This window comes from Allobranchiibius huperziae (genome assembly GCF_013410455.1).
In the GTDB taxonomy this organism is placed as follows: Bacteria; Actinomycetota; Actinomycetes; order Actinomycetales; family Dermatophilaceae; genus Allobranchiibius; species Allobranchiibius huperziae.
The window spans coordinates 2,920,898-2,936,681 of sequence record NZ_JACCFW010000001.1 but is presented as its reverse complement, the minus strand read 5'-3'; the positions used below and the strand labels follow the sequence as shown (position 1 = coordinate 2,936,681).

Below are 15,784 nucleotides of genomic sequence, written 5' to 3'. Positions count from 1 at the left end.
CCATGACGACCGATCTCCCCCTGCCGCGCGTCGGCCCCGCGCAGGTAGCCGCACCCAAGCCGATGCGCCTGGTGCTGAACTGGGGCCGCCGCTACTCCCTGTGGGTCTTCAACTTCGGGCTCGCCTGCTGCGCCATCGAGTTCATCGCAGCCTCCATGGCCCGTCACGACTTCATCCGCCTCGGCGTCATCCCGTTCGCTCCGGGTCCGCGGCAGGCCGACCTGATGGTCGTCTCGGGCACGGTCACCGACAAGATGGCGCCCGCCATCCGCCGGCTCTACGACCAGATGCCCGAGCCGAAGTACGTGATCTCGTTCGGCGCCTGCTCCAACTCCGGCGGGCCGTACTGGGACTCCTACTGCGTCACCAAGGGCGTCGATCAGCTGATCCCCGTCGACGTCTACGTGCCCGGCTGCCCGCCGCGGCCCGAGGCGCTCCTGCAGGGCATCCTCGCGCTGCAGGACCGCATCGCGAGCGAGCGCCCCAGCACCGCGTCGCTGCGCGAGAAGCTCGGTCCGTACGCCGGTCGCCGCGCCACCGCGGCCGAGGTGAGTCGCCCGCTGGTCGCACCTCCGGCACCCCCGGAGGCCGGCTCGTGACCGACGAGATCCCCACCGTCCGCTGCGCTCTCGCGGACTGGACCGACACGCTGCGTGACGCGCGCAGCGGCGGTTTCGCGATGTTCGACTTCCTGACGGCGGTCGACGAGACCGACCGCGCCGACGAGCCGGGCTTCGACATCGTCGCGCACCTCTACGACCCGACGCCCGGTGCCCTGCGCGAAACCCTCGTCACGACAACGGTGCCCGACGGTGAAGCGGTGCCCAGCTGCACCGGTCTGTGGCGCGGTGCGGCGTGGCACGAGCGTGAGACCCACGAGATGTTCGGCATCCCCTTCGACGGATTCGACGACGGCACCGGCCTGGGTCTGCGGCCGCTGCTGCTGCCGGACGGGTTCGTCGGCACCCCGCTGCGCAAGTCCTTCGTGCTGACCGCCCGGGTCAGCAAGCCGTGGCCGGGCGCCAAGGACCCAGCTGACACCCCGACCGGTCAGGCCGAACCGGCGAAGACCGACGCCAAACCGGCACGCGCGCCGCGCCGCCGGATGCAGCCGCCCGGCATCCCCGACCCCACCTGGGGTCCACGGTGAGCACGTTCGGCGAGGTCGTGCTGCGGTCGCTGTGCGTGCTGATCGGGTTCCTCGTGCTGCCGCTGCTCGTCGGGCAGACCGAGCACAAGCTGATGGCGCACATGCAGGGACGCCTCGGCCCGATGTACGCCGGCGGCTTCCACGGCTGGGCGCAGCTGGTCGCGGACGGGGTGAAGTTCACCCAGAAGGAGGACATCGTCCCGCTCGCCGCCGACAAGCCGGTCTTCCGTCTCGCGCCCGCGCTCGGCATCGTGTCCTACCTGCTCGCGCTCGCGGTCATCCCGTTCGGGCCGCACCTGGTCGCCGCCGGGATCACCGGCAGCCTGCTCTGGGTGCTCGCGGTCGGCGCGATCGGCACGGTGGGCACGCTGATGGCCGGGTGGTCCAGCGGCAACAAGTACGCGCTCATCGGCGGCCTGCGCTCCGCGGCCCAGCTCGTCTCCTACGAGGTGCCGCTGATCCTCGCGGGCGCCTCGTTCGCGATGGCCGCCGGATCCTTCTCCCTGGTCTCGATCGCCCACGCGTGGACCCCGTGGTGGCTGCTGTGGCAGCTGCCGGGGGCGATCGTCTTCCTGGTCGCGGGCACCGCGGAGCTGCAGCGTCCGCCGTTCGACATGCCGGTCGCGGACTCCGAGGTCGTGATGGGTCCGTGGACGGAGTACACCGGCCTGCGGTTCGCCCTCTTCCTGCTCGCCGAGTACGCCGGCATCGTGGTGGTCTCGCTGCTGCTCGCCGTGCTCTACCTGGGCGGCTGGACCGGCCCCTTCGACCACCAGATCGGTCCGTTCTGGGTGCTGCTCAAGGGGTTCTTCTTCGCCGTGATCATCCTGTGGATGCGGATGTCGTGGCCGAGGCTGCGTGAAGACCAGCTGCAGCGGGTCGCCTGGCTCGGGCTCGTGCCCCTGGCGCTGCTGCAGATCGTGCTGACCGCTGCAGGGGTGGTGCTGACGACATGACCGATCAGGACAAGAAGGGCTTCGTCCCCGGACTGCTCAAGGGCATGGGCACCACCGCGCGGGCGATGACCAAGCACGCGCACACCCAGGAGTACCCCGACGTCTCACCGCGGCTGCCACCGCGCTCGCGCGGAGTGATCGCCCTGGAGGAGTCCAACTGCACCTCCTGCATGCTCTGTGCGCGGGAGTGCCCGGACTGGTGCATCTACATCGACTCCCACAAGGAGACGGTGCCCCCGACCACCGAGGGCGGGCGCGAGCGCAAGGAGAACGTGCTCGACCGCTTCGCCATCGACTTCAGCCTCTGCATGTACTGCGGCATCTGCATCGAGGTCTGCCCGTTCGACGCGCTCTTCTGGAGCCCGGAGTTCGAGTACGCCGAGACCGACATCCGCGACCTGCTGCACGAGAAGGACCGGCTGGGCCAGTGGATGGCCACGGTCCCCGCGCCGCCCGCGCTGGATCAGGGCGCGCCCACCTCACCCCAGCCGTCTCACGTCGGTGGATCCACGGAACCTCCGGAGACGGAGCAGCCGGCGCCGTGACGACGTACGACATCTTCTTCTCGATCCTCGGAATCCTCTGCGCCGCCAGTGGGCTCGCGGCGGTCACGACCCGGCACCTGATGCACGCCGCGCTGTGGCTGATCGTGTGCCTCGCGACCCTGGCCGGGTGCTACCTGGTGCTCGGTGCCGAGCTGGTCGCGCTGGTGCAGCTGCTGGTCTACGTCGGCGCGATCGTCGTGCTGGTGCTCTTCGCCCTCATGCTCACCCGCGCGCCGATCGGCCGCAGCCACGACCACGACACCCCGCTGCTGCAGCGCGCGGTCGCCCTCGTCATCGCCGGATCCGCCGGGGTCCTGCTCGGCATCGTGCTCATCACCGGCGTCCGCGGCGGCACCGTGCGGGTGCACGGCGGCTCGACGAACGGGCTCGCCCGGATGCTCTTCTCCACGTGGGTCTGGCCGTTCGAGCTGCTGTCGCTGCTGCTCCTCGCGGCGCTCGTCGGGGCGCTGGCGATGAGCCGGTCGCTGGTGCCCGCGCGCGCGACCCGCCGCACCGGGGAGGACTCGTGATCCACCTCTGGCCACCGCTGCTGCTGGTCGCGATCCTCTTCGGCACCGGGCTCTTCGGTGTGCTGGCCCGTCGCAACGCGGTGCTGGTGCTGGTCGGCGTCGAGTTGATGCTGGCCGCCGCCGGGCTGCTCTTCGTCACCTTCGGATCCACCATCCGCGACACCGCCCGCGCCGGGCACGTGCTCACCATCTTCCTGATCACGATTGCGGCCGCCGAGATCGCCGTCGCGCTCGCGGTGATCCTGGCCGTCTACCGTTCGCGCGGTGACATCGACGTGACCGTGGCAGGTGAGGACGACCTGTGATCGACACGCTGACCGACAGCAGCGGCTGGCCGGTGCACCCCTCGCAGCTGATCGTCCTGCTGCCGGCCCTGGCCGCCGGCCTCTCCCTGGTGCTGGTGCGCCGGGCCCGCGTGCCCGCGTTCGTCATCGCCCTGCTCGGCTCGCTCCTCGGCCTGGTCGCGGCTGCGGCGCTGATGGTGCAACAGCTGCGCGGCACGGCCGAGGGGTCCAGCGGCACCGTCGGCGCACTGCCGCTGGGGCGGGTGCTGCAGGCGCCGATGCGGCTCGGCGTCGACCGGTTCGCCGTGCTGCTCGCCGTCACCGTCGCGCTGGTCGCGCTCGTCGTCCAGCTGGTCGCCCGCTGGTATCTGCGCGAGGACGCGCGGTACGCCGGGTTCGCCGCCACCGTGAGCCTCTTCACCGCCGCCATGCAGCTGGTGGTGCTGTCCGACGACGTGCTGCTCACCGTCGTCGGCTGGGAGCTGATGGGCTGGTGCTCCTACCTGCTCATCGGCCACGACAGCGAGCGGGAGAAGGCCCGGCGGGCGGCGTACAAGGCGTTCCTCGTCACCCGGCTGGCGGACGCGCCCTTCGCGATCGGCCTGATCCTGCTCGCCACCGGCGCCCACACCACCGCCATCTCCGGGATCGTCACGCACTGGCAGGCGCGCCCTTCGGCACTGCTCACCGGCGGTCTCATCGCGGTGATCGTCGGCGTCGCGGGCAAGTCCGCGCAGGTGCCGTTCCAGGACTGGCTGCCCGACGCGATGGAGGGCCCGACGCCCGCCTCGGCGCTCATCCACGCGGCCACCATGGTCGCCGCCGGCACCGTCGTCCTGGCCCGGCTGCTGCCCTTGCTCGAGCGCTCCGACACCGCGCGCACCGTCCTCGTCCTGGTCGCCGGGGTCTCCACCGTGCTGGCCGGCTTCCTCGCCTACTGCCAGACCGACCTCAAGCGGCTGCTCGCCTGGTCCACCGTCTCCCAGGTCGGTCTGATGCTGATCGGGATCGCGGTCGTGCCGGTGGGCCACCGGGGCGATCTGGCGTTGAACCACCTGGTCTCGCACGCGATGTTCAAGGCCCTGCTCTTCCTGGTCTTCGGCTGGCTGTCGGTCCTGGTCGGCGGCACGGTCGTCGCGCGGATGTCCGGCGCCACCCGCGCCCACCCCGCGACCCGCGCCCTGGTCGCGATCGGGCTGCTGTCGCTCGCCGGTGTGCCCCCGATGGCGGGCTTCGTCAGCAAGGACCTGATCGTCGACGAGGCCGCCACTCGCGCGGTCGACGGCGACGGCGTCAGTCGGATCGCGTTCGTGGCGCTGGCACTCTCGGTCGCCCTGACAGCCGCCTACTGCATGCGTGCCTGGCTGATCCTCGACCACCGCTCCGTCGTGGAGCGGCACGAGGCGCTGGAGATCGTGCAGGACTCGGTCACCGTCGAGGAGGTGGGCATCGTGGAGCTGTTCGTGACCAGCGCGCAGGTCGACCGGCGCGGCCGGGAGGTGGGCCAGGCGGCCCCCGTGCCCGTCGAACCCGAACCCGAGCCGAAACCGGAGCGGATCCCGCGGCCGGACGCCGCTTCGCGGCTCGGGCTGCGGGTGCTCGCGATCCTCGCCGTCGTGGGCGGCCTCGTGGTGACGACCCCCTTGATCGACCTGGACTGGGCGCATCCGGCGTGGGCGCTGATCGCCGCCACCCTGCTGCTCATGGCCGCCGTCGCCGTCTTCGTCCGGGTGCAGTCCCTCGGCACGCCGTACGGCGACGCGGCTGCGCGTCTGCCGATCACCCTGCGCAGCAGGGCCGACCGCGGCCTCGGGATGGACGGGGTCTACGTCGCCCTCACTCGTCCGGTGCTGGCGCTGGCGCGGCTGGTGGCCGACGGCGAGCGCGGGCTGGAGACCGGCGTGCACTCCACCGCCAAGGGGGCGCGTGGGCTCGCCGGAGCGGGCGCGCGGCTGCAGAACGGCACGCCGACCGCCGGCCTGGTCGCGGTCGCCGTCGGTGTCGTCGCCGTCGGCCTGATCGGGATATCCCTGTGGTAGCAGCCCTGCTCGTCGCCCCACTCGCACCGTTGCTCGGTGGGGTCGCACTGATCGCCGCCGACCGCAGCCGCCTGCGGATCGCGACCGCGGCGGCGTACGGCGTCGCCCTCGCGCTCGCAGTCGTCGCGCTGGCCGCGGCCCTCCTCTCCGTCTGGAAGCGTCCGGCGATCGACCACTCGTGGGTGCCCGCCATCGGGATGCGGCTGCACCTCGCCATCGACGGCATCAGCGCGCCGCTGGTGGTGCTCACGGCGGCGATCGGCGTGCTCGTGGTGCTGCACGCCGGGTGGAAGGAGCCCTCCGCGACGTATCTCGGCGCGTTGCTGATGGTCACCGGAGGCGCACTCGCGACGTTCCTCGTGCAGGACGCCATCGCGTTCTTCCTGGCGTTCGAGCTCGTGCTGGTGCCGATGTGGCTGCTCATCGCGCGATTCGGCGACACCACCCGCCCCGGTGAGCGCGACCGAGCCGCAACGATGTTCGTGCTCTACACCGTGCTCGGCTCGACGCTCATGCTGGTCGGGATCCTGGTGCTCGTGGTGTCTGCGGGCACCTCCGACCTCACCCGGCTGCAGACGGCCCACCTGGCGGGGAGCACCCAGACCGTGGTCGCCGCGCTCCTCATGATCGGCATCGGCATCAAGATCCCCATCTGGCCGCTGCACTCGTGGCTGCCCGCGGCGCACACGGCCGCGCCGACCGGCGGTTCGGTGCTCCTCGCGGCGGTGCTGCTGAAGATGGGCACCTACGCCGTGGTGCGCCTGGTGGTCTTCCCCCTGCCGGGTGGCCTGCACACCGTCGCGCCCTTCGTCGCGGTCTTCGCGGTGATCGGGATCCTGGTCGGCGGGCTCGTCTGCCTGGTCGAACGCAGCCTCAAGCGACTCATCGCGTGGTCGTCGGTGGCGCACATGGGGTTCGTGGTGCTGGCCCTGATGACCGGCACCACGCTCGGGGTCCAGGCCGCGCTCTACGGCAACATCGCGCACGGCGTCATCTCGGCGCTCCTCTTCGTCGTCGTCGGGGGCCTGAAGAAGCGCTGGGGCGGCGACGACCTGCAGACCGCGCGTCACGCGCTGCGCCAGGTCAGCCCGCGCCTCGGGCTCGCGCTCGTCGTGGGGTTCGCCGGGTCGCTCGCACTGCCCGGTCTGGCGGGCTTCTGGGGCGAGATCCTCACGCTCTTCTCGGCCTGGTCCCCCGGCGACCGGCCGCTCACCCTCTTCCGGATCCTGGCGGTGGCCGCGGCCACGGGGTCGGTCCTCGCGGCGGCGTACGCGCTGCGGGTGCTGCGCGGCGTCTGGGCGGGCACCGGCTCCCTCCCGTACGACGGTGACGTCGTCGCCGATGACGCGCACTCGGTGGAGTGGGTCGTCATCGCGCTGCTAGTGGCCGGTGTCGTGGCGCTCGGCGTGTGGCCGATCCCGGTCATGCATCAGACGGCGTACGGCCTCGCCCACGTCTCCCGCGTGCTGGTCGGGGGTGCGCCGTGAACCCCACCTTCGGCTGGCTGACGCTGGCGCCGGTGCTGATCCCCGCGGTCGGGGCGATCGGCATCCTCCTGCTCGACGCGCTGCTCCCGACGCTGGGGCGGGTCCACTGGATGCTCGGCGCGCTGCTGCTCGCGGCCGGCGCGGCGACGGCGACCCCCGTGCTCCTGGACACGGCGCACCGCTCACGCGCCACGCTCTGCACCGAGGGCACCTGCTGGTACGCCGTCGATCATGTGGGCGCGGGCCTGCAGCTGGTCGCGCTGCTCGCGTCGATGTGCGTCGCTCTGCTGGCCTACCCCATCCGCATCCCTCACGAACGCGCCCCGATCCAGGTGGCGCTGCTGCTCACCAGCGCCGCCGGTGCGGTCGCCGTCGCCGGAGCGCACGACCTCGGCTCGTTCCTGGTCGCGCTGGAGGTGTCGACGCTGCCGACGATCGCGCTGGTCGTGCTGCGGGCGCGGCACGCGGCCATCGACGCCGGGCTCACGCTGCTCACGACGTCGCTGGTCTCGTTCGCGGTGCTGGCCATGGGCGCGGGCCTGTGGTTCGCCGCGACCGGCACCGCGCGGTTGGAGGCGCACGCCGCGCTGCAGGCCGGCGACAACCCGGACCTGCGCCGGATCCTGGTGCTGTCTGTCGGATTCATCGTCGCGGGGCTGGCCTTCAAGCTCTCCCTGGCGCCGTTCCACCTGTGGACCCCGGAGACCATCGGCGCGTCGTCCGTGCCGGTGGGCGCGCTGCTCGCGACCACCTCCAAGGTGGCAGCGGTCGCGGCCCTCGTGGCGGTCTTCCGCACGGTCACCGACCTCAGCTCCGCGTCGATGGCCTCCGTCGGCGTGGTCGCCGTGCTGTCCATGACGGTCGGCAACGTGATGGCCCTGCGCGAGCGCGGAGCCCTGCGTTTCCTCGGGTGGTCCACCGTCGCGCAGGCCGGATGGATCGTGCTTCCGTTCACCACGGCCACGGCGGACTCGGGTCGCCGCAGTGCCCAGTACCTCGCCGTCTACGCGCTGGCCACCATCGTCGCGTTCTCCGTGATCACCGCCCTCGCGCACGCCGAGGGGCGCCAGCACGTCACCCGCCTCGCGTCGTACGGCGGACTGCTGCGTCGTCATCCCCTCCTCGGGGGCGCGCTGCTGCTGTCCCTCCTGACCTTCGCCGGGCTGCCGCCCGCCCTCGCGGGCCTGACCGCGAAGATCGTCGCCCTGCAACCGATCACGACCGGCCACCTGTGGGTGCTCGCGGTGCTCGCCGCCGCCAACGCGATGCTGGGGGTGGCGGCATACCTGCGGTGGGTGCGCATCATGCTCGGCGCCTCGATCGATCCCGAGGAGCCCGACCCGGTGCACCCGGTGCACCTGTTCGTCGTCGGCGCGTCCGTGCTCGCGCTACTCGTCTGCAGCGTGCTGCCGCAGGCCGCCCTGGGGCTGTTCGGGTGATGTCGCAGGACCCGTCCGCGACTGCGGAACAAAGCGCCTCCCGGTAAGCGTTTTCAGGGCATGCACAGGCACTTCAACGGGCTCAAGACCACGCTGCTCTTCGGTGGCATCTGGGTGCTGTTGCTGGGCGTGGGCGCCCTCGTGGCCGGCGGGCGGTTCATCTGGATCTTCGCCCTCATCGGGCTGGGCACCACGTTCTACGGCTACTGGAACAGCGACAAGCTTGCAATCCGCGCCATGCAGGCCTACCCCGTCAGCGAGGCACAGGCCCCCGCGATGTACCGGATCGTGCGCGAGCTGTCGACCGCCGCCGGCAAGCCGATGCCCGCGCTCTACATCTCACCGACCCAGGCTCCGAACGCCTTCGCCACGGGTCGCAACCCGAGTCACGCAGCGGTCTGCTGCACCGAGGGCATCCTGCAGCTGCTCGACGAACGTGAGCTGCGCGGGGTGCTCGGGCACGAGCTCATGCACGTCTACAACCGCGACATCCTGACCTCCTCCGTTGCCGCAGCGCTCGCCGGGATCATCACCTCCGCCGCCCAGATGATGATGTTCTTCGGGATGTTCGGCGGCGGTGACGACGAGGACCGCCCCAACCCGATCGTCATGCTCGCCATGGCGTTCCTCGCGCCGATCGCGGCGACCGTGATCCAACTGGCCATCAGCCGCACCCGCGAGTACGACGCCGACGAGGACGGCTCCAAGCTGACGGGCGACCCGCTCGCCCTCGCGTCGGCGTTGCAGAAGCTGGAGGACGGTGTGGCCCGCGCGCCCCTCGCACCGGAACCGAAGGTCGTCAACGCCAGCCACATGATGATCGCGAACCCGTTCCGCGCGCAGGACGTGTCGCGCGCGTTCTCCACGCACCCCCCGACGCAGGAGCGCATCAAGCGGTTGCAGGGCATGGCGTACGGCCAGATCCAGAAGTGATCCGACCCCGTGGTGGGTCGGTCGGGCGCCATGCCAGGGTGTGGCCATGGCGATTCTGCAACGCACCGAGGCCGAGGCACGCGCAGCCCTGATCGAGGTCACGTCGTACGACGTCGACCTCGACCTCGACCGGGGTGACACCGAGTTCGGCTCTGTCACGACCATCCGGTTCAGCGCCCGGCAGCCGGGGGAGTCGACCTTCCTCGATCTGAAGGCCGCGCGCGTGGGGTCGATCACCCTGAACGGCACCGCGGTCGACCCCGCGGCGATCGACGACGGGCGGGTCGCCCTGACCGACCTGGCCGCCGACAACGAGGTGCACGTCGCAGCCACGATGAGCTACAGCCGCGACGGCGAGGGACTGCACCGCGCGGTCGATCCCGAGGACGGCAAGGCCTACGTCTACGGCATGTCGTTCATGGACGCGGCGCCGCGGATGTACGCCTGCTTCGACCAGCCCGACCTGAAGGCGCCGTACGACGTGCGCGTCCGCGCGCCGCAGGACTGGGTGGTCGCGGGCAACGGCGACGCGACCCGCACGGCGCCGGGCGAGTGGACCCTCGCGACGACGAAGCCGATCGCCACCTACTTCTTCACCGTCTGCGCCGGCCCCTACGCCACCGTCACCGACGAGCACGACGGCATCCACCTGGAGGTGCACGTGCGCGCCGCCCTCGCGAAGGAGCTGGACGAGCAGGCGCCGGACATCTTCCAGGTCACGAAGCAGTCCTTCGACCACTACCACCGGCTCTTCGGCGTGCGCTATCCGTGGGGTGACTACCACCAGTTCTTCGTGCCGGAGTTCAACGCCGGAGCCATGGAGAACCCTGGGTGCGTCACCTTCCGCGACACGATGATCATGCGCGGCACGCTGGCGCCCGACCACCTGCTGTCCCGCGCCAACACGATCGCGCACGAGATGGCGCACATGTGGTTCGGCGACCTGGTCACCCTGCGCTGGTGGGACGACCTGTGGCTCAACGAGTCGTTCGCGGAGTACATGGCGGGCCGCGCCGTCGAGGAGGCGACCGACCACGACGAGTCGCGGATCGCGTTCTCCGCGCAGCGCAAGACGTGGGGGTACGCCGCAGACCGGGCACCCTCCACCCACCCGATCGCCGGCTCGCCCGCGCCCGACGCGCTCTCGGCCCTCACCAACTTCGACGGCATCTCCTACGCCAAGGGCGCCTCAGCGTTGGCGCAACTGGTGCTCTACGTCGGCGACGACGCCTTCGTCGCGGGCGTGCGCGACTACCTGTCCCGGCACGCCTTCGGCAACGCCACCCTGGCGGACTTCCTCGGCGCGATGGAGAAGGCGAGCGGGCGCGACCTCACGCAGTGGAGCGAGCAGTGGCTGCGCACGTCCGGCGCGGACGTGCTGCAGGTCCACACCGAGACCGACGGCGACACGGTCGCGGACGCCGAGCTGCGGCGTACGCCGCCCGCCGGTCACCCGGCCGACCGGCCGCACGTGCTCGACGTGGCGGGCTACACCGACGGCGCGCAGATCTGGCGCACCCAGGTCGAGGCCGCGGCGGACGTCACCCCGCTCGGCGAGCTCACCGGCCGGGAAGTGCCGCAGATCCTGCTGCCCAACGCCTCCGACGAGACCTGGGCGCAGGTCGCGCTCGACACGTCCAGCCTGGAGGCGCTGCGCACCGGGCTGCGCACGCTGCCCGACTCCGGCACCAGGGCGGCCGCGTGGTCGGCGCTGCTCAACGGCATGCTGACCGGCGGCGTCGATCCCCGTCTGGTGCGCGACAGCGTGCTCGACTTCTGGCCGGCCGAGACCAGCTTCACCCTGCTGGCGTACGTCGCGTCGCAGAGTCGGGGTGCCCTCCTCGGCGGATATCTGCCGCCCGACGAATCGACAGCGGCAGCGGAGGCGTTCGACGACGCGGCCCGCACGATGCTGGCAGCGGACGACGTCAGCCTGCCTGCAGGGATCGCCGCCGCGACGATGGTCGCGCACACCACGCACGACGAGGCGACCCTGCGCGACTGGGCCGACGGACGGCACACCCCCGCCGCCCTGGAGGGCGACCCCGACTTCCGCTGGCTGGCGATCCGGCGGTTGTGCACCCTGGGCGCACTCACCGCGGCCGACGTCGACTCCCACCTGGCGCAGGACCGCTCGATGTCCGCCGCCCTCGACGGGCTCACCGCGAAGGCCTCCATCCCGACGCAGGACTCCAAGGAGTGGGCGTGGCATCAGGTGTTCGGCGGCCAGCAGCTGTCCAACTACGAGGCCGGTGCGGTTCTCGGAGGAATCTTCCGGCCCTCCCAGATCGATCTGGTCCGGCCGTATGTCGCGCGGTACTTCGCCCAGGTCGGCTCGCTGGCGCAGACCTTCGGAGGAATGCCGGCCGAGCAGCTCACCCGCGCCGGTTTCCCGCACGTCGTGGTCGAGCCGGCGACGCTGGAGGCCGCGCGAGCCGCCATCGACGGCGAGGGCCTGTCGGCGGGCATCCGACGCGCCCTGATCGACCAGACCGCCGCCCTCGAGGAGCGGATCACCTCGCGGCGCAGGTACTTCCCCGACTCGCTGTGACGCTGCGCTGGAGCGTCCAGGTCGGGTCGGTGGGTGACGCGCCGTGGCTTGCCGAGGATGTCGACCTGGTGCTCCCCGCGGCGTCGATCGGCAAGCTGCTCCTGCTGGGGGTGGCCGCCGAGATGTTCGAGGCGGGCACCCTGTCGCGCGAGGCGCCGCTGTGCCGGGCCGACGGGGTCTTCGTGCGCGACTCCGGGGTGTGGCACACCTTGCAGCAGGAGGTCCTGCCCGCCGTCGACGTGTGCCGACTCATCGGGGCGCACAGTGACAATCTGGCGACCAACGTCCTGCTGTATCACGTAGGCATCGCGCAGGTGCGGGAGTACGCCGATCGCCTCGGCCTGGCCCCATTGGTGCTGCTGGACTATGCGCGAGGCCATCGTGACCCGGCGGATCCCGACGTCGCGCCGACGCTCTCGGTCGCAAGTGCGTCGGCGCTGATCCGCTTCATGGAGTTGCTGGACGCCGGTCGGATCAGCGCCGAGGTGGGGGAGTGGCTCTCACTCGACACGGACCTGTCGATGGTCGCGGACGCGTTCGGACTGGACCCGTTGGCGCACAACAGCATCGGCGGCGGCGATCCCGGCCGCTTCACGCTGGTGAACAAGACCGGCACGAACGCGGGAATCCGCGCGGACACCGGTCTCGCGCACGCGGGAGGTGAGCGGACGGCATACGCCGTGATCGCGCAGTGGGACCAGGCGACCGACGGCGACATGCTGGACGAGGTGATCACCCGGATGCGCGACATCGGGCGGCAGATCCGCGACCGCCTCCAGTCGGCCGCCTCCTGAAACGATCGAGCGGCCCCGGGCCGAAGCCCGAAGCCGCTCGAGAGAGGTGCTGGTCAGTCCCTGGGGCCACCGGCCACGTAGAGCACCTGACCGCTGACGAAACCGGCCTCTTCGCTGCAGAAGAACGACGCGGCGGCGGCGATGTCCTCGGGCTTGCCGCCACGGCCGACGGGGATGCCCGCGGCTGCGGCCTTCTTGAACTCCTCGAAGTCCATCCCGACGCGCTCTGCGGTCGCCTTGGTCATGTCGGTCTCGATGAATCCGGGGGCGATCGCGTTGGCGGTGACACCGAACTTGCCGAGCTCGATCGCCAGCGTCTTGGTGAAGCCCTGCATGCCGGCCTTGGCGGCGGCGTAGTTGACCTGGCCGCGGTTACCGAGCGCGGAGGTGCTCGAGAGGTTGACGATGCGGCCGTACTTCTCCTTGGTCATGTACGCCTGGACCGCGCGGGTCATCAGGAAGCTGCCGCGCAGATGCACGTTCATGACGGTGTCCCAGTCGTTCGCGCTCATCTTGAAGATGAGGTTGTCGCGCAGGACACCCGCGTTGTTGACGAGCACGGTCGGCGCGCCGAGCTCGGCGGCGACCTTCTCGACGGCGGCCTGCACGTCGCTCTCGTCGGCGACGTTGCACGCGACGCCGACAGCCTTGCCGCCGGCAGCGACGATGCGCTCGGCGACGGCGGTGCAGGCGTCCTGGTCGAGGTCGAGGACGCCGACGGCCATCCCGTCGGCGGCGAGCCGCTCGGCGACGGCGGCGCCGATCCCTCGGGCCGAGCCGGTCACGATGGCGGTGCGGGTGCTCTGTTCTGGCATGGAAACGTCCTTGTCTCTCGTCAGGTGCTTGGTGGTGGTGAGGCGCCGCGGGGCGGCGCCGTCGGCTCCACCCCTACGTTCTCACGAGCCGCTGACCGCCAACTCGCGGACGCCCGCCGCGAAGTCCTCGCGCGGTGCCCAGCCCAGGTCACGGCGGATGGCGGCGGAGTCGGCGGTGATGTGCCGGACGTCGCCGAGGCGCCACTGGCCGGTCACGACGGGCGCCGGCCCGTCGAGAGCGGTCGCGAGTTCCGTGGCCAGGTCGCCGACGGTCCGCGGGGTGCCCGATCCGACGTTGTACGCGCGAAAGCCCTCGCGCGGCTGTTCGGCCGCGGCCACCACGGCGCTCGCGATGTCGCGCACGTGCACGAAGTCGCGGCGCTGGCCGCCGTCCTCGAAGACGCGCGGCGCCTCGCCCCGCCGTGACGCGGCCGCGAAGAGCGAGGCGACACCGGCGTACGGCGTGTTGCTCGGCATGCCCGGTCCGTAGACGTTGTGGAAGCGCAGCGCGGTCGCGGACGACGACGTCTCGCGGGCCCATGTCGTGGCGTAGTGCTCCTGGGCGAGTTTGGACACCGCGTACGCGTTGCGCGGGTCTGCGGCGACCTCCTCGGCCACCAGTGCGGGGGCCAGGACCCGCCCGCAGGTGACACACCGCGGCTCGAAGTCACCGGCCTCGAGGTGCTCCGGAGTGCGGGGGAGACCCCTGCTCAGCCCGTGCACCTCGCATTCGCCGCGTCCTTCGCCGTAGACGACCATCGAGGCGGCCAGCACGAGTTCGCGCCGTCCTGCGGCCGCCATCCGCGCGAGCAGGGTGGCGGTGCCGACGTCGTTGGAGGAGGCGTAGTCCGGCAGGTCGGAGATATCGACGCCCAGCCCGACCTTCGCGGCGAGGTGGATCACCGAGTCCACCTCGCGCAGCGCCTCGTCGCAGGCGTCCGCGTCGCGGACGTCGCCGCGCAGGAAATGCGCACCGTCCGGTGGGGTCCACGACGGGACCGGGTGCACGTCGGCGCGCAGATTGTCCAGCACGAGCACGTCGTGCCCGGCCGCGAGCGCGGCGCGCAGGACGTGCTGCCCGATGAAACCGGCACCGCCGGTGAGAAGGATGCGCAACAGGTGGCCTCAGCTCGCGAGTGGGAGCACGATCGTGAACGCGCAGCCGTCGTCGGTGTTCTCGAACTCGACGGCGCCGTCGTGCGCGTCCACGATTTCACGGGTCACCGTCAGCCCGAGACCTCCCCCGGCGGTCTCGCCCGACGGTGCGTCGTCGAGCGGGTCGCCGTGCAGGCCGATGTCCCGCAGGCGGGGCACGTCGCCGGGTGCGAAACCGCCGCACCGGTCGGTGACCCGCAGCAGCGCCTGGCCGGGTCTCTCCCCGGCGCGCAGCTCGACGGTGACCGCGCCGCGCGCGGGGGTGTGACGGATCGCGTTGTAGACCAGGTTGGTCAGCGCGCGGTTGAGCTGGCCCGGATCACCCATCACCTCGGCGGCGACCGCCGCCGAGCCGGTCAGGCGCACCTTCTCCGCGTGCGCGACCCGCTCGAGGTTCGACATGGTCGTCGAGAGCAGCGCCGAGAGGTCCACCCGCTCGTTGCGGCGCTTGCCCATCCCCACATGCAACCGGCTGAGCTCGTAGAGGTCGTCGACCATCTCGGTGAGTTGCTGCACCTCCGCGGTGATGCGGTCGTGGTGTCGCGCGTGATCGGCGCCGATGTCGTCCCCGAGCTCCTCGGCGGCCGCCCGCAGGCCGGTGAGAGGGGTGCGCAGATCATCGGAGATCCAGGCGACCAGCTCGCGGCGTGAGGCCTCCAGTGCGTACTCCCGCTTTCGGGCGTCGGCGAGGTTGGCACCCATCTCGCGCATCGCGTGGTGTAGGCCGCGCAGTTCCGGTGACATGGGTTCGGTGTTCCGCGTCGGGACGCCACCGCTGTTGATGTGGGCGATGTCGGTGTGCAGGAACGCGCTGTCGCGCCGGAAGGTGCGTGCGCTCAGCAGCGCCGCCACCGATGCCAACAGTCCGGCGATGACGGCGGCGACGATGGTCGCGTGTCCGTCGTCGGTGCTGATGAGCATCGCGCGGGCGTTCCCGGCGATCGCCGCCACGGTCGCGAAGGTCGCCACCACGGCGATCGAGACGTGTCCGCCCGTCCAGCCGCGACGGCGGACGGGCCAGGTCAGCACCCATGCCACCGCCGATCCGCCTGCACCCCACAGCAGTGCGATGGCGAGGATGTGGAGGAAGTGGTGGGGCACGTTGG

At 71.5% G+C, this 15,784-nt stretch carries 15 protein-coding genes; 12 read left to right on the top strand and 3 right to left on the bottom strand.

The genetic code is table 11. From position 1 onward, the window contains the following. Positions 1-2 precede the first annotated feature (2 nt). From HNR15_RS13865 to HNR15_RS13810, 12 genes are read left to right on the top strand one after another with little or no spacing between them, the layout of a single operon-like run. Positions 3-599: an NADH-quinone oxidoreductase subunit B gene (locus HNR15_RS13865; RefSeq protein WP_179482740.1), complete on the top strand. Its 597-nt coding sequence runs from the start codon at positions 3-5 to the stop codon at positions 597-599. Continuing rightward, a complete protein-coding gene (locus tag HNR15_RS13860) occupies positions 596-1,150 on the top strand; it encodes an NADH-quinone oxidoreductase subunit C (RefSeq protein ID WP_179482738.1) in 555 nt (184 codons plus the stop codon). Before HNR15_RS13865 ends, HNR15_RS13860 begins: the two co-directional genes overlap by 4 nt. Beyond that, positions 1,147-2,106 (top strand): complex I subunit 1/NuoH family protein, encoded by a 960-nt coding sequence (locus HNR15_RS13855; protein WP_179482736.1) that lies wholly within the window; start codon positions 1,147-1,149, stop codon positions 2,104-2,106. The genes HNR15_RS13860 and HNR15_RS13855 overlap by 4 nt, the downstream gene beginning before the upstream one ends. Further along, positions 2,103-2,651 carry a NuoI/complex I 23 kDa subunit family protein gene (locus tag HNR15_RS13850; RefSeq protein ID WP_179482734.1) on the top strand — a complete coding sequence of 183 codons (549 nt, stop codon included), beginning with the start codon at positions 2,103-2,105 and terminating at the stop codon, positions 2,649-2,651. The genes HNR15_RS13855 and HNR15_RS13850 overlap by 4 nt, the downstream gene beginning before the upstream one ends. Then, entirely contained in the window at positions 2,648-3,181 is a 534-nt protein-coding gene (locus tag HNR15_RS13845; protein ID WP_179482732.1) for an NADH-quinone oxidoreductase subunit J, read from the top strand. Before HNR15_RS13850 ends, HNR15_RS13845 begins: the two co-directional genes overlap by 4 nt. Next, the gene (gene nuoK, locus HNR15_RS13840) at positions 3,178-3,486 is read left to right on the top strand and encodes an NADH-quinone oxidoreductase subunit NuoK (RefSeq protein ID WP_179482730.1); all 309 of its coding nucleotides are present in this window, start codon (positions 3,178-3,180) and stop codon (positions 3,484-3,486) included. The genes HNR15_RS13845 and nuoK overlap by 4 nt, the downstream gene beginning before the upstream one ends. Continuing rightward, positions 3,483-5,504, top strand: coding sequence for a proton-conducting transporter transmembrane domain-containing protein (locus HNR15_RS13835; protein ID WP_179482728.1), 2,022 nt, complete (start codon positions 3,483-3,485; stop codon positions 5,502-5,504). The genes nuoK and HNR15_RS13835 overlap by 4 nt, the downstream gene beginning before the upstream one ends. Beyond that, a complete protein-coding gene (locus tag HNR15_RS13830) occupies positions 5,498-6,991 on the top strand; it encodes an NADH-quinone oxidoreductase subunit M (protein ID WP_179482726.1) in 1,494 nt (497 codons plus the stop codon). Before HNR15_RS13835 ends, HNR15_RS13830 begins: the two co-directional genes overlap by 7 nt. Further along, positions 6,988-8,430, top strand: a complete 1,443-nt coding sequence (locus HNR15_RS13825; RefSeq protein WP_179482724.1) for a proton-conducting transporter transmembrane domain-containing protein — start codon at positions 6,988-6,990, stop codon at positions 8,428-8,430. Before HNR15_RS13830 ends, HNR15_RS13825 begins: the two co-directional genes overlap by 4 nt. Before the next feature lie 60 nt (positions 8,431-8,490). Next, the gene (htpX, locus tag HNR15_RS13820) at positions 8,491-9,363 is read left to right on the top strand and encodes a zinc metalloprotease HtpX (protein WP_179482722.1); all 873 of its coding nucleotides are present in this window, start codon (positions 8,491-8,493) and stop codon (positions 9,361-9,363) included. A 46-nt stretch (positions 9,364-9,409) separates the two neighbouring features. After that, on the top strand, positions 9,410-11,914 hold the full coding sequence (pepN, locus tag HNR15_RS13815; RefSeq protein WP_179482720.1) for an aminopeptidase N: 2,505 nt from the start codon (positions 9,410-9,412) through the stop codon (positions 11,912-11,914). Between the two features lie 29 nt (positions 11,915-11,943). Beyond that, positions 11,944-12,708, top strand: a complete 765-nt coding sequence (locus tag HNR15_RS13810; protein ID WP_179482719.1) for a serine hydrolase — start codon at positions 11,944-11,946, stop codon at positions 12,706-12,708. A 53-nt stretch (positions 12,709-12,761) separates the two neighbouring features. Here HNR15_RS13810 and fabG read toward each other — a convergent pair whose 3' ends face one another. From fabG to HNR15_RS18880, 3 genes are all read right to left on the bottom strand, one after another. Then, entirely contained in the window at positions 12,762-13,523 is a 762-nt protein-coding gene (gene fabG, locus HNR15_RS13805) for a 3-oxoacyl-ACP reductase FabG (protein ID WP_179482717.1), read from the bottom strand. Between the two features lie 81 nt (positions 13,524-13,604). After that, the gene (locus tag HNR15_RS13800) at positions 13,605-14,639 is read right to left on the bottom strand and encodes an NAD-dependent epimerase/dehydratase family protein (RefSeq protein WP_179482715.1); all 1,035 of its coding nucleotides are present in this window, start codon (positions 14,637-14,639) and stop codon (positions 13,605-13,607) included. 9 nt (positions 14,640-14,648) lie between these two features. Then, the gene (locus tag HNR15_RS18880; protein WP_179482713.1) at positions 14,649-15,779 is read right to left on the bottom strand and encodes an ATP-binding protein; all 1,131 of its coding nucleotides are present in this window, start codon (positions 15,777-15,779) and stop codon (positions 14,649-14,651) included. Positions 15,780-15,784: the final 5 nt, after the last annotated feature.

Bases quoted from the DNA above. Each gene is read 5' to 3' on its own strand.
- fabG (WP_179482717.1), bottom strand. From the start codon at position 13,523: ATGCCAGAACAGAGCACCCGCACCGCCATCGTGACCGGCTCGGCCCGA.
- HNR15_RS13865 (WP_179482740.1), top strand. From the start codon at position 3: ATGACGACCGATCTCCCCCTGCCGCGCGTCGGCCCCGCGCAGGTAGCC.
- htpX (WP_179482722.1), top strand. From the start codon at position 8,491: ATGCACAGGCACTTCAACGGGCTCAAGACCACGCTGCTCTTCGGTGGC.
- HNR15_RS13850 (WP_179482734.1), top strand. From the start codon at position 2,103: ATGACCGATCAGGACAAGAAGGGCTTCGTCCCCGGACTGCTCAAGGGC.
- pepN (WP_179482720.1), top strand. From the start codon at position 9,410: ATGGCGATTCTGCAACGCACCGAGGCCGAGGCACGCGCAGCCCTGATC.